This is a genomic window from Bradyrhizobium sp. ORS 86 (assembly GCF_045571475.1).
GTDB lineage: Bacteria > Pseudomonadota > Alphaproteobacteria > Rhizobiales > Xanthobacteraceae > Bradyrhizobium.
The window spans coordinates 1,075,231-1,088,021 of the sequence record NZ_CP120699.1 but is presented as its reverse complement, the minus strand read 5'-3'; the positions used below and the strand labels follow the sequence as shown (position 1 = coordinate 1,088,021).

At 60.0% G+C, this 12,791-nt stretch carries 12 protein-coding genes and 3 riboswitches; of the genes, 7 read left to right on the top strand and 5 right to left on the bottom strand.

Annotated features, from left to right (window positions below):
* Nucleotides 1-490: 490 nt before the first annotated feature.
* The 3 genes from P6U25_RS04925 to P6U25_RS04915 are packed head-to-tail and all read left to right on the top strand — an operon-like array spanning nt 491 to nt 3,434.
* Nucleotides 491-1,237 (top strand): NADPH-dependent F420 reductase, encoded by a 747-nt coding sequence (locus tag P6U25_RS04925; protein ID WP_407152420.1) that lies wholly within the window; start codon nt 491-493, stop codon nt 1,235-1,237.
* Nucleotides 1,237-2,541 carry an NTP/NDP exchange transporter gene (locus P6U25_RS04920; protein ID WP_407150343.1) on the top strand — a complete coding sequence of 435 codons (1,305 nt, stop codon included), beginning with the start codon at nt 1,237-1,239 and terminating at the stop codon, nt 2,539-2,541. Before P6U25_RS04925 ends, P6U25_RS04920 begins: the two co-directional genes overlap by 1 nt.
* Nucleotides 2,526-3,434 (top strand): aldo/keto reductase, encoded by a 909-nt coding sequence (locus tag P6U25_RS04915; protein WP_407150342.1) that lies wholly within the window; start codon nt 2,526-2,528, stop codon nt 3,432-3,434. The genes P6U25_RS04920 and P6U25_RS04915 overlap by 16 nt, the downstream gene beginning before the upstream one ends.
* A 290-nt stretch (nt 3,435-3,724) precedes the next feature.
* On the opposite strand, the gene P6U25_RS04910 is transcribed toward P6U25_RS04915, so the two are convergent.
* Genes P6U25_RS04910 through P6U25_RS04900 form a run of 3 tightly spaced genes read right to left on the bottom strand, consistent with a single transcriptional unit; the run spans nt 3,725 to nt 5,780 of the window.
* Entirely contained in the window at nt 3,725-4,075 is a 351-nt protein-coding gene (locus tag P6U25_RS04910) for a DUF190 domain-containing protein (protein WP_407150341.1), read from the bottom strand.
* Nucleotides 4,076-4,113: 38 nt separating this feature from the next.
* The gene (locus tag P6U25_RS04905) at nt 4,114-4,533 is read right to left on the bottom strand and encodes a universal stress protein (protein ID WP_407150340.1); all 420 of its coding nucleotides are present in this window, start codon (nt 4,531-4,533) and stop codon (nt 4,114-4,116) included.
* A gap of 11 nt (nt 4,534-4,544) precedes the next feature.
* A complete protein-coding gene (locus P6U25_RS04900) occupies nt 4,545-5,780 on the bottom strand; it encodes a cation:proton antiporter (protein WP_407150339.1) in 1,236 nt (411 codons plus the stop codon).
* An 80-nt stretch (nt 5,781-5,860) separates the two neighbouring features.
* Nucleotides 5,861-5,922: riboswitch (Fluoride riboswitch) on the bottom strand.
* Nucleotides 5,923-6,111: 189 nt separating this feature from the next.
* Here P6U25_RS04900 and P6U25_RS04895 point away from each other — a divergent pair.
* Nucleotides 6,112-6,735, top strand: a complete 624-nt coding sequence (locus tag P6U25_RS04895) for a histidine phosphatase family protein (RefSeq protein WP_407150338.1) — start codon at nt 6,112-6,114, stop codon at nt 6,733-6,735.
* A 28-nt stretch (nt 6,736-6,763) separates the two neighbouring features.
* On the opposite strand, the gene P6U25_RS04890 is transcribed toward P6U25_RS04895, so the two are convergent.
* Together P6U25_RS04890 and P6U25_RS04885 are read right to left on the bottom strand one after the other, a co-directional pair.
* Nucleotides 6,764-8,359: a MutS-related protein gene (locus P6U25_RS04890; protein WP_407150337.1), complete on the bottom strand. Its 1,596-nt coding sequence runs from the start codon at nt 8,357-8,359 to the stop codon at nt 6,764-6,766.
* On the bottom strand, nt 8,356-9,966 hold the full coding sequence (locus P6U25_RS04885) for a MutS-related protein (RefSeq protein ID WP_407150336.1): 1,611 nt from the start codon (nt 9,964-9,966) through the stop codon (nt 8,356-8,358). Before P6U25_RS04885 ends, P6U25_RS04890 begins: the two co-directional genes overlap by 4 nt.
* 22 nt (nt 9,967-9,988) lie before the next feature.
* Nucleotides 9,989-10,050, bottom strand: a riboswitch (Fluoride riboswitch).
* A 94-nt stretch (nt 10,051-10,144) separates the two neighbouring features.
* Nucleotides 10,145-10,205: riboswitch (Fluoride riboswitch) on the top strand.
* Between the two features lie 222 nt (nt 10,206-10,427).
* Here P6U25_RS04885 and P6U25_RS04880 point away from each other — a divergent pair.
* Genes P6U25_RS04880 through eno form a run of 3 tightly spaced genes read left to right on the top strand, consistent with a single transcriptional unit; the run spans nt 10,428 to nt 12,589 of the window.
* Nucleotides 10,428-10,817 (top strand): hypothetical protein, encoded by a 390-nt coding sequence (locus P6U25_RS04880; protein WP_407150335.1) that lies wholly within the window; start codon nt 10,428-10,430, stop codon nt 10,815-10,817.
* Nucleotides 10,810-11,304: an RNA pyrophosphohydrolase gene (locus tag P6U25_RS04875; RefSeq protein WP_407150334.1), complete on the top strand. Its 495-nt coding sequence runs from the start codon at nt 10,810-10,812 to the stop codon at nt 11,302-11,304. The genes P6U25_RS04880 and P6U25_RS04875 overlap by 8 nt, the downstream gene beginning before the upstream one ends.
* Before the next feature lie 4 nt (nt 11,305-11,308).
* Complete coding sequence (gene eno, locus P6U25_RS04870) at nt 11,309-12,589, top strand: phosphopyruvate hydratase (RefSeq protein ID WP_407150333.1); 1,281 nt, start codon at nt 11,309-11,311, stop codon at nt 12,587-12,589.
* Nucleotides 12,590-12,791: the final 202 nt, after the last annotated feature.

Sequence of the window (12,791 nt, the reverse complement as noted above, 5' to 3'; positions counted from 1 at the left end):
AGGTGCATAAGCGCCCTTATTTGGTCTGTGGTGCGCTTGTTGGGATAACAATGCTGCATTGCAATGCACTTGCGGAAACCGCCATGCCAAATTCGACTGCCCTCGCCCCTGCTTCCTCGCCCGCGCCACTCAAACCAGAGGGACAAACTTCGAAGACTGTTGTGGAGGACTGCGAGGCTGAATGGAAAGCCAATAAGGAAGCAATAATGAAAGGCGGGATGACTGAAGATTCTTATGTCGAACAGTGCAGCGTAAAAGATGACGTACCGGGTATTCCCTCGGAACCGAAGACGAATGCCGCTCCGTCGGCCCCACCCAAATAGATCCGCCGAGCCGTAAAGAACACTAGCGGCAAGCGCCTGAAATTTGAGGGCGAGGATCAACTCTGTGCGAGCGCCAATTCCGGGCGACTATTTATAACGCGTTTCGCGTTATCGACTCTAAGCTGGAGGGCGGGACTCGATTGCTGCAATTCGCAATTGGTGTGCTGATGCTCGAGCATGTCACTGTTGATCGCCGTCGCCGCGCACTGTTGGGCGCCGCAGGCGCGCTCATCCTCCAAGCGGGACTCCAACCAACGACGGCATCGGGTCAGACCCCAAGTCCCAAGTTGAAAATCGGCGTTATCGGTGCGGGCCATATCGGCAGCACGATCGGTGGCCTCTGGATCAAGGCAGGCCATCTCGTCTTCCTTTCATCGCGTCATCCTGAGGGGTTGCAAGACCTCGTGAGTCGCCTTGGGCCACTTGCACGGGCCGGCACAGTCGATCAGGCGATTGCATTTGGCGACGTCGTCTTCATCGCAGTGCCTTACGGCGCGCTGCCCCAGATCGGCAAAGATTATGCCAAATCGCTAGCGGGGAAGATCGTGCTCGACGCCGACAATGCGGTGGCCAGCCGCGACGGTGCGATTGCCGACGAGGTCGAGCGGAACGGCATCGGAGTGACGTCGCAAAAATACCTGCCGGGCGCACGGCTGGTGCGCGCTTTCAACACGCTCTCCTACACGATCTTTGAACGCGAATCGAACCGTCCTGCCCCCAGGCTCGCGGTGCCGATCGCGGGCGATGATCAGAAGGCAGTCCAGGTCGCGGCGCAACTGGTACGCGATGCTGGCTTTGATCCGGTGGAGGTCGGCAAACTGGCCGATGCGAGGCGCTTCCAGCGCGGCGCGCCGGGATATGGCCAGAATGTGAGCGCAGCGGAACTCAAGCAGAAGCTGTCGCTGGCACCATGATGGCTTTTGCGGCTTTCGGGGGCTGGTTGCAGCGCACGGTGCCCGGTACCGCACGCGAACGGGCGACAGCGTTGTGGTCGTTCGCGTATTTCTTCACCCTGCTTGCCGGCTACTACGTGCTGCGTCCGCTCCGCGATCAGATGGGCATTGCGGGCGGGACCAAAAACCTGCCCTGGCTGTTCACGGCCACGTTTGTCAGCCTGCTCGTGGCGCAACCGATCTACGGCGCGCTGGTGGCGAGGCTGCCGCGGGTCAGGTTTATTCCGGTCGTCTATCACTTCTTTGTCGCCAACCTGATTCTGTTTTGGCTGTTGCTGTTTTTGGACATCCAGAAAGTGATCGTGGCGCGCGTGTTTTTCGTCTGGGTCAGCGTCTTCAATTTGTTCGCGATCGCAGTGTTCTGGTCGTTCATGGCCGATCTTTTTACGTCGGAACAGGGCAAGCGGCTGTTCGGATTCATCGGTGCTGGTGGAACGGCTGGCGCGCTTCTTGGTCCCATCATCACAATCTGGCTGTCGGGGCCGCTTGGTCCGGTCAACCTCTTGATCGCGGCCGCTATCTTTCTTGAACTGGCTGTGCTCTGCGTGCACCGAATTGAACGTGTGGCGGAGCCGCCGGCGGAAGCAGATTCCCGACAGCAGCGCATCGGAGGCAGCGCGTTCGCAGGCTTGTCTGAACTGATACGCTCGCCCTATCTCCTGGGCGTAGCCGGCTGGGTCAGCCTGCTCTCGTTCGGCGCGACTATTGCCTATTTGGCTCAGGCCAACATTGTGTCGGCAACGATGCACGGCGCCGCCGCACAAACCCGCCTGTTTGCAGGTATCGATCTCGCGGTTGGCCTCTTGAGCCTTGCGACACAGGTTTTCGTCACCGCGGCGTTCCTCAGGCGCTTCGGCACCGGCATGTCGGCCGCAGCTCTGCCGGCCATCTATGTCGTGGGCTTCGGCGCGTTGGCGATCGCGCCGAGCCTGTCGGTGGTGGTGACACTTCAGGTCACGCAGCGCTGCATGAATTTTGCAATCGCAAATCCGGCGCGGCAGGTCTTCTTCACCGTGGTCGGACGCGAGGAGAAGTACAAAGCCAAGAACCTGATCGACGTGGTGATCTACCGCGGCTCGGACGCGTTGTACGGCTGGGTCTATGGCATTCTGCAGGCGTTGGGCTTGAAGCTTGGCGCCATCGCAGTTTGCGCCCTGCCGATCGCGGCCGGCTGGCTCGTTCTCTCAACCGCGCTGGGGCGAACGCAGGAGCGCCTTGCGACTGAAACAGATGGCGAAGGAGCGTCGGGATGGCAATCCGAATGACTCGCCAAATAACCCGCCGCGACTTTTCCGTACTCGCCGGCGGACTTCTGGTATCAACCAGAGCCGTTGCCCAAATGCAAACACCACTTCTCACCCGCGAGATTCTCAGCAGCGGCGAGCGCATTCCCGCTGTTGGCCTCGGCACCGCCTATGTTTTTGATCAGGATGATGGAGCGACGCGAAGCAAGGCCGATGCAGTCTTACAGGCCCTGGTTAAGAACGGCGGACGGCTCATCGACACGGCGTCGACCTACGGCGATGCGGAAAGCGTGCTGGGCGAGGTCACGGCAGCTTCGGGTTTGCGCGACAAGCTCTTCATCGCCACCAAGCTCGAGTCGCCCGACGCTCGGGAACTCAAGCGATCGCTGACTCGACTGAAGATCGCAAGCGTCGATCTGTTGCAGCTCCACAATGTCAGGAGCAGGCAACAATCTCTCGAACGCTTCAGAGAGTGGAAGAAGCAAGGCCTGTGCCGCTATGTCGGTATCACTTCGACATTCCACCGCGACTATCGCGCAGTCGAGGCTGTGCTGGAACGGGAGAAGCCTGATTTCGTCCAGATCGACTGCTCACTCGATAACCGCGGGGCTGAGAAAGCCATCCTGCCACTGGCGGCCGACATCGGAGCCGGCGTGCTGACCGCCTTGCCTTACGGCAATGGCAGATTATTCAAGGCGGTGCACGGCAAGGAATTGCCGGACTGGGCGCGGGTGTTCGCAAACTCGTGGGGGCAGTTTTTCCTGAAATATCTGCTCGCCGACTCGCGCATCACGGCCGTGATCCCCGGGACCGGTGATCCCGGCCACATGACGGACAACGCTGGCGCGATGCGCGGCCAGTTGCCCGACCCTGATCAGCGCCGTCGAATGGTCGAGTTCGCCGATTCGCTTTGATCGTGACTCGCCGTCGCCACGGGAGCGCAGGTTGATGAGCAGCACCTACTTAAATCTAGCGGGCTGTGGGGAGGCAAATCCGCGAGCGCCGTTCGCGCCGGTCATCGAGCACGCTATCGTACAAAATCGAACCGCAGCGTGGAAAAGCGAATGGTGCCCAGGGAGGGAATCATACGCAACCACCGACATGAGGAACCGCTGTTTATCCTTACGATGGTGGCGTGAGCGCTTGATATAGTGGCTGGCTGCACCGCCATCGCAGGAGCTCTGCTTTCTTGCTTCGCAGAATTTCAACCTGGCACAGGTCTCATTTCGGTTCCGTACTGCAGGACCTGCACCCTCTCCATCGTGATCAGTCCGCTGCTCATCATGCTGTCGAGGACGGGCAGAAAGGCATCGATCTTCTCCTGAGTGTCGACGATCTCGACGACGAGCGGAAGGTCTTCCGAAAGGCGCAGCATCTTCGCCGTGTGCAGGCGTGCGGAATGGCCGAACCCCAGGCCGCCTCGCAGCACGGTCGCGCCGGCCATGTGCATCTCCCTGGCCTTCAGCACGATCGCTTCGTGCAGCGGGTGATGGTTCGCTTGATCATTTTCACCAAAGAAGATCCTGAGGAGGATGGCTTCTCGCGGTAGCTGCATGTTCGACCCCCTTTTTATTTGATACCTAAGTCGCGCCCTCATTTCACGACCAGCACCGGGCAAGCCGCAAGTTGTACGATGCGATCGGCGCGACTGCCGATGAGCCGTTCGTAAAGCGCCGAATGACCCGTAGCGCCGATCACAAGCAGCTCGGCTCTAATCTTAACCGCGAAGTCCACGATGTCCCGGACCGGATGGCCGGCCACCACATGGGTGTGAAGCTCAAGGTGGCTCTGTTCGGCCAGGCTTCGCGCCCGCTGAATGACCGAGTGATAGCGGCGCGCTGCCGTGCCGGTCTCCTCCCGAACCTCCTCGATAAATTCGGGCATGTAGTCAATTTCCTCCACGCAAATCATGTGAAGTTCGGCGCTGTTCTGTTTGGCCATCGTTATGGCAAACGCCAAAGCGTGGAATGCGTGCTCAGAACCGTCGTTGGCATGCAGAATTCTGCGGAACATAGCTGCCTCCATCATTCGGCGCGGCGTGCAGCGGGCCGAAGAGGTCTTACGGGCTCCTCCTCGGCCTGCTGCGCGTCGGTATGCGGCAGCAGATGGCGAGGGAGATAGAATGCATTGGCGATGACCGTTGGGATGACGGCGCTGCCGATCACTGCCGCAACGAGTGCGGAATATTGGCCCTGGTTGATGATGCCATGTGACAGGCCAAAGAGCGACGAGATCGTGCCGAAGGTCAGTCCGGTCGACATCAAGAGCGTCGTGTACATCGCCTCTCTGTTGGGAGAGCCGAAATACTTGGTGACGGGATGGACACCCACGATCTTGGTCGCGATCTTGATCACTAGGAAGAAGATGAATGCCGCCGGTGCCGCGATGAGCGCAGGCACGGAAACAAACGAACCGGCCCGGATGAAGTAGAACGGCGTCAGCAATCCGAAGGTAAGAGTGCGCAACCGGCGCACCAGGGCGTGGTCCTTTCCAACAGTGCCTGCGAGCACCATCCCGATCAGGTAAGCCGGAAGAACGGCTTCGCTATCGGCCCAGGTCGCCAGCGCCCCCATTTCGAACAGGCAGAGCAGCAGAAATTTCGTCTCCAGTTCGGACGGGCGCCCCCCGTACAGCCAGAAGAACCGCGGGGTCAGCCAGGGCAGCACGCCGAAGACCACCGCGCCAATACCGAGAAAGATCAGTGTCTTCATTGTAAACGGAGAAAAGATCAGCCCGAGCGCAACCACGGTCCCGAGGTCCGTGACAAAGCAGGCGGCCAGAACTGTCTTGCCGTACTCGGTGGTGTTGAAGCCGAATTCGATCATCACGGCATAAACCACCGCCACCGAGGTGGTCGACATGGCGACACCTGCAAGCCAACTCGACATGATCTCCCAGCCGAGCAAGTAGTGAGCGGCGGCGGCGCATCCAATGAACGGGAACAAGAAGCTGGCAAGCCCAACGGCTGCCGCCTCTTTCCACTTCAGCTTGAATATGACGGGGTCAAGTTCCGCCCCTGCCAGGAAGGTCAGCACAATCGCGCCGACGCCCGAGAGAAATTTGACCCAGGACTCATCCGTCCCGAGCACCGCCGATCCGATGACAGCACCGATGATGAGCTGCGCGATCGTTCCGACCACGATCTCCGACAGAGCGGTCGAAATCCGCAGCCAGATCGACAGAAGGCTGGCGATCAACGCCAAGCCCAACCACAATGCCGCAAGAGCCCAAACACCCGTCATTAGCGCCTCCAACAACACGACGGCGATGCGCCGTCGGGCGAACTCACGTGCTGGATGCTTGGAAGGATTTGAAGCAACGCGCTCCCACCGACGGCAAGCGTCCGGCAGGAGTCATCAGCCTCATCGGCGGTTACGGGGGGACCCCATCCCCTGAATGTTTGTCAATTGTAACTGGGAATCGGACCATAGCAAGCGCGGAAAGCCACGGCGACGGAGACCAGGACGAGAGGCGCCGCCAAGGAAAGGCTCCGACCGCGCGCTCAACGATCCATCGCTCTCGCGACTGGAGGCGGTAGAATGCCAGCGTCACCAGAGCCACCCTGACATGAAGCCTAAATGAGGTTTGACCTTGATCAAGATCCTGCTGGTCCGTCACGGTCATGTCGAGGGCATTCGCCCTGCCCGCTTTCGCGGACGAGAGGACCTGCCCCTGACCAGGCGCGGACAGGCCGAAGCGCTCGCGGTTGCCGGGCGCATCGCATCCAAATGGCAGCCGGAACGAGTCTACACAAGCCCGCTGTCGCGCTGCGTCGCTACCGGCTCTGCCATCGCGAGGGCGTGCGGGATCGAGGCGGAGAGCATCGAAGCGCTCAACGACATCGATTATGGCGCGTGGCGGATGAAGAGCCATGAGGAAATGGCAGCCTCAGAGCCGATGCTTCACGCGACCTGGTTCAACACGCCCCACCTGATGCGATTTCCGGGTGGCGACTCCCTGCAGGACGTCGTTGCGCGCGCAGCGGACGCGGTCCGGCTCGCACTCGAAAGACACCCTTACGGCACTGTCGTTCTGGTTTCGCATGACAGCGTGAACCGGGCGCTGCTTTTGCAGGTCGCGGACCTGCCGCTCTCCTCCTACTGGAGGCTCACGCAAGAGCCCTGTTGCATCAACGAGATCGAGATAACCGGCGATCGGATTCGTGTTCTTGCGATCAACGAAACCGGCCATTTAGACGGGATCGATCCAGCCTAGCTCAGCACACCGCCTCTTCTCGCCCAGGCTATCGAGCCGCTGAGAGCCGACGGGATTCCGTCGGCCACTCGTCCCCTCCAAATACGTTCGCGTAGAGATCTTCCCCATAGCTCGTCTGCAGCGGCGCGGCTTCGACCAGCCGGAAGGTCCGCGTGCCGTCCGGCTGGCGCTCCGCCCGCAGGAATAACGCATTCGGAAGCTTCTTCTGATGCATACGATGCGCGAACTGGTGCAGATGCGTCACGTAGCCGACCTTCACTTCCTTCTCCAGCAACGCCGTCGTGATCTGCATCGCGATTTCCGAGCCTTCGCGTTCATTGGTCGCCGCGAACGACTCGTTCGTGAGTATCATCGCGCCCGGACGAAGATGCTCAACGAGCTCGCTCATTCGGTTCAGCTCCTCGTCGAGCTTTCCGCTCTCCATCGCAGCATCTTCCTCGCGCTTGAAATGGCTGAACAGGGCGATCCGGACCTCCGCTGAAAACCTCTCCGCCGGCACGAACATGCCCGCCTGCATCATCAGTTGGGCCAGGCCCAGACTGCGCAGGAACGTCGATTTGCCGCCGGTATTGGCGCCAGTGATGACGATGAGATCCTTGCCAGCGCTCTCCAGATCGTTGCCGACGGGCTTTCGGTTCATGCTGATAGCGAGACAAACGTCGTACAGACCTGAGAATGACAGCTTCTCGTCCCTCAGCGCTGTTGGCTTGGGAAAGCAGACGGGCGCACCGAGTTTCTCCAGGTGCCCATAGAGGTTCAAGCAGCCGACATAGAAGGCGAGTTCGATCCGCAGCATCTGAAAGAAGCTCGAAATATGATCCATCGATTGGGCAAGCGCATTCGCGACCAAGTTGCCCCCCCGGTCGCGCAATTCGGATAGAGCGCGCGCGCCGGCCTGGTCGCGCGGGTTCAGATAGGACGTGTACCCTTCACTGGTCGGCCACAGCCGGGCGAACCAGTCGAGATCCTTCCTGTGCGGCTTGCGCAGGACGTAGTTGGTCGCCTTGTTGCCTTTGCCCAGTTGGGCGCTGACCAGGACGCCCCCCTTGAACTTCAGCCGCTTCAGATGGTCATCGATCTCGTCGAAATACGCGTCGCTCAGTTCGGCACGGAGCATTCCGAACAGTCTGGAGAATCCTCGCGAGTTGAACAGTCCAACGTTCCGGTCGGCCAAGGCCCGGAGCTTCCGTAAGGCCGGAACGAAGATGTCCAATATTTCGACGGCATGCGACAGGGTGCCGGCAGGGTAGCGCGACATCGGCGACCAATAGTGCTTTCTTTCAGCTTTCAGAGCCTCGACGACGATCTCATATGCCCGCCTGAGAGTCGGCTCGTGCTGCAGGCAGTCTCGCAGCACGTCCTGGCGATATCCGATGACGTCGAGGTCGCAAACTCCGTTGAGCAGTCCGATCAAAGCCACTTCGAACAGGAAACCGTCACCACCGGCCATCGTGTTCAAGAGGATATCAAGTCCGAGATCCTGGTTCAGGGCGGCTTGATTCCAGGGCAATGCTTGATTGAGATCCAGCCCAGGCTCCTTCTGCCGGGCATATGATCGATCTCGCCGCGACAGCAGCAGCGTCGGGTCGAAATCGCGGTCCGGAAATTGCAGGAACGCCTTCATGGCTTGATGCGCTCCTTTACGCGCTGATACGTCAAACCGTATTTCTGGGCGATCGCCATCGCATAAGCCAGGCCATCGGCAGTCCGCCGCTCGATCTTGAACGTGCGGACTGCCGGCTGGTCTGGCGCAACCGTACTCACCATTGAAACGGTCTCGGGACCGAACGTCGACAACTCGTCGACGAACGTGACCCAGATACCAAGCACATCCATGTCCGCGAGCTTCGCCATGACCTTCTGACTGAGGAACGTCTCGTCCCGAATCGTCGTGGAGGTGAAGATCTCGTTCAAGATCACGATGGAGCGCCGGGTCGCCCGCTTCAGAATGGAGCAGATCCGAACGAGGTCGTCTTCCAGTTTGCCGCGGAGGTTCTCGACCTTCTCCTCGCGTTCGAAGTGCGCGAAGATCTGGTCGGCCAGGTAAAGCTTGGCCTCTCGCGCCGGGACCGGGCATCCCAGGCTTGCAAGATAGTGCAATTGGCCGACCATGCGGGCAAAGGTCGTCTTGCCGCCCTGATTGGGTCCGGACACCACAATGAGCCGCTCCCGGCCCGACAGATCAAAATCGTTGCCGACAACCGGTTTCTGCTCACCGACGTGTTTCAGCGCGAGCGCAAGGTCGAATCCCTCGCGGCAACGCACCTGTTTGGAATTGTCAGAGACCTCAGGCAGGCAAAACCGCAGTCCGGCCTGCTCGAGCCGGGCCTTGTGATTCAGGTAAGCGAGGTAGAACTGGATCTCTCTGTCGAACCTTACGACCACCCTATTGAGAACCTCGGCGTGCCGAGCACAGAACGCCAGCAGGCGAGCAAACGGCTCGGGATTGAGGCGGGCCACTAACTGAAGCACTTTGGCTTCGATGTGGTTCATGTCCTCCGGCGCATCGTTGAATTTCGAGCGGTAATCGGTGGCGGCGCCATGCTTGAATTTCGCAAAGGTCTTCTCGACCTCCGCGCTGTAGTCCGGCTCGTCCTGGAGGTTCTTAACCGTGAACGAGGCCTCGCGTATCAAGATGCTGTACCTGACCTGGGACAGTTGGTCTGAGATGCTCTTGGCTTCATCGCGGAGAGCAACGAAATTGTCGTCTGCAATGTAGCTGGTCAGATAGTCGCGAATGCTCAGGAGCGCTCGGGACTTCATCTGAGATCTCGTCAGATCCGTCGCCAATTGATCGATCGCATTGCAGTAGATCTCTATTGCGTGGAGAAACCACATCTCCTTGTGAAATCGGTCGTAGAGCTTGGCCGATAGCGCCTTGCGGATCCGGGCATCCCTCATTCGCTTGGAGAAGTGTCTGATGTTGTCGAGGAGAGCCGGGTCTTCGAGATCGCGGAAAACTTCGTGACGATATTCAACGGCTTCAACCCGCTGCAGCGGGACGTGAAAGAAAGGCTTGATGGCGTACTCTTCAAAACCGGCCGTTATCGCGGCCACCACCTGATCCAGGTTCAGATCAACGAAGAATTCAGGCGCTGCACCTTCCGCAGCAGTTGTAGAGTCCTCGGGCCGATCGAAGAGGACGTCTAGTACGACACCCGGCACGCTTGGAAGGCGTTCACGCCCGTCAGGCTGGGCCGTAGGCGGTGATTGGGTGTGCGGATAAGACACAACAAAACTCCTCCAAAGCCGTGCTTCGGTAGGAGTCATCAGCCCTTCGGGGCGGTTCAGGCGAACTCCATCGCCAACATTGCTAACAATAATACGTCCGATCCGGTTCCAGTCAATGAGCGATCAGCCAGCCTCCGCTTGCTTGCTCAAAGCGGAGGGTGCGGCTAGATTTGGCCACGACATCGACGGGGATGGAGTGCCCCCGAAACCGCCGCGAGGCTGATGACTCCTACCGTGCGCCGTGTTGGCGGTAGGAGGCAATAATGCCCGGCGATCCCTTCAAGTGTTGCGGTCGATCTTCTCAAGCGGGGCGCCGAGGGGCAGCTCTTTCCGTGTCCGCCACGAAGGTCTGCGCGTTCTGCGCCCCCCCTCCAAAATCGAGGCACAGAGCCGTGAGAAGCTTGGCGCGCCCCTCATTCTTCCGGATGTTCGACCTCCTCATAACCAGCACGAATCCGGGCATGAAACGATCTCGCTGGACGCATGATGGCGTCGAATTCGAGCGGGAGCGCCATAGTTTTTCGAGCTCCAGACACGGAATCGTCATCGAGATCTTCACCTTGTCCCGGCCAGGTCGCCGCGGCTGGTCGCTGATGGTCACGAAGGAGTATTGGTGGGCCGGACCGGAGGCTACGCCGTTCAAGAACTTGCGATGGGCGCGCCCCCTCGGCGGCCAACGAAGCGATCTGTTTGAGTGGTTGCGCGCGCAGGAAGCGGCACTCGAACGCTCCTTGTCGCTTGAGATGCCACGCGACCGGGCCGAAGCAAGTTCGCAATCGATGCACGCCGACAATTCCGCGCCCTCTTCGCTCACGTGGAGTTCGGACGATGATGGAGGCGAAGATGAATAGTGCGCCTCCGGTGGAGCGCAGAGCGCGCGACGACTATCGGCCGGGCGTCGGCATCGTGCTGCTCAACGAACGGGGCGAGGTCTTCGTTGGCCGGAGAGCCGATCTGAGGGATGAAGCCTGGCAAATGCCGCAGGGCGGGATCGACGACGGCGAGACACCGCAACAGGCTGCGTTCCGCGAACTCAAGGAAGAGATCGGTAGCGACAAGGCCGAGGTCATCGCCGAAAGCAAGGGCTGGTTCGAGTATGACGTTCCGGAAGAATTTGCCCGCAAGAAATGGGGAGGACGCTGGAGGGGCCAGAGGCAAAGGTGGCTAGTGATGCTGTTTCGCGGCACTGACGCTGACATCGATCTCGGGTCCGATCACCCGGAATTCGATGCGTGGCGGTGGGTTCGCGTCGACGAACTTCCCAAGCTCGCCGTCTCGTTCAAGCGTCAGCTCTATCTCGAAGTGATCGGCGAGTTCTCAACCATTTTCCGGGATTAGCCACATGACCGCTGTCATCCAAGCTCTCGATGCATTCGAAATTCTGGACTCGCGCGGCTATCCCACGCTTCGCGTCACGGCAAGGCTCGACAACGGGGACGCCGGCACCGCTTCCGTTCCGTCCGGCGCCTCGACTGGACGCAACGAAGCGCTGGAGTTGCGCGACGGCGACATGATGCGGTACGGCGGCAAAGGCGTGCTACAGGCGGTCTCTCACGTCAATGGGATCATTCGGGACCGCCTCATGGGGATGGCTGCCTTCCCCCAGGAACCAATCGACACGACATTGATCGTGCTCGACGGCACCGAAAACAGGAGCAAGCTGGGCGCGAATGCGATCTTGGGCGTTTCGATGGCTGTCGCGCGCGCCGCGGCTTCGGCAGCAGGTGTGCCGCTTTACCGCTATCTGGGCGGCGCTTCGGCAACAAGGCTCCCCGTCCCCATGATGAACGTCATCAACGGCGGCCGACATGCGCAGAATTCGCTCGACTTCCAGGAATTCATGATCGTGCCCCATGGCGCCCCAAACTTCGCGGAAGCCGCCCGCTACGGAGCCGAGACCTTCCACGCGCTCCACGAGCTCCTGCATGAAGCGGGTCACTCGACCGCTGTCGGTGATGAGGGGGGCTTCGCGCCGAACCTGAGGACGACCGAAGAGGCTTGCGAGCTCATCGTCGCTGCGATCCGCAAAGCGGGGCTACGCCCCGGCACCGACATCGCCCTTGCCTTCGATCCCGCGGCGAGTTCCTTCGCGAAGGACGGCAAGTACGTGTTCGCCAAATCCGGCAATAGGACCTTCTCACGCGACGAGTTGCTTTCTCTCTACAACCGCTTGCTAGAGGCTTATCCGATCATTTCGATCGAGGATGGATTCGCCGAGGATGACTGGGAGGGATTCCGCCTTCAGATGACCGCTTGCGGAGACCGAATCCAGATCGTCGGCGATGATCTCTACGTCACCAATCCACGTTTCATCCGGAAGGGTATCGATACCCGAGCGACCAACGCGGTCCTGGTCAAACTCAACCAGATCGGCACTGTCACGGAGACCATGAAGGCGGTTCAGATGTGCAGAGATGCCGGCTGGGGCTACGTGATCTCGCATCGATCAGGCGAGACCGAGGACACGTTCATTTCCGATTTTGCTGTCGCCATGGGCGGGGGTCAGATCAAAGCCGGATCACTGTCCCGCAGTGAGCGGCTCGCAAAATACAATCGCCTGCTGGAAATCGAACGTGAACTTGGCCCTGCGGCAGTCTACGAAAGTCCATTTCTGACGCATTAAGGCGGAGCGAATGCACCTACGGTGCAGTCCGCGAGTTCCGACTCATCTATTTCGGCGAGATAGCCGCACGAAGATCGTGCTCCAGCGTGGAAAAGCGTAGTTTTGGTGCCCAGGGAGGGAGTCATACGCAACCACCGACACGAGGGACCGCTGTTTGTGCTTGTTATAATGGCATGAGCGCCGCGCAGGTTCGGTGCATCGC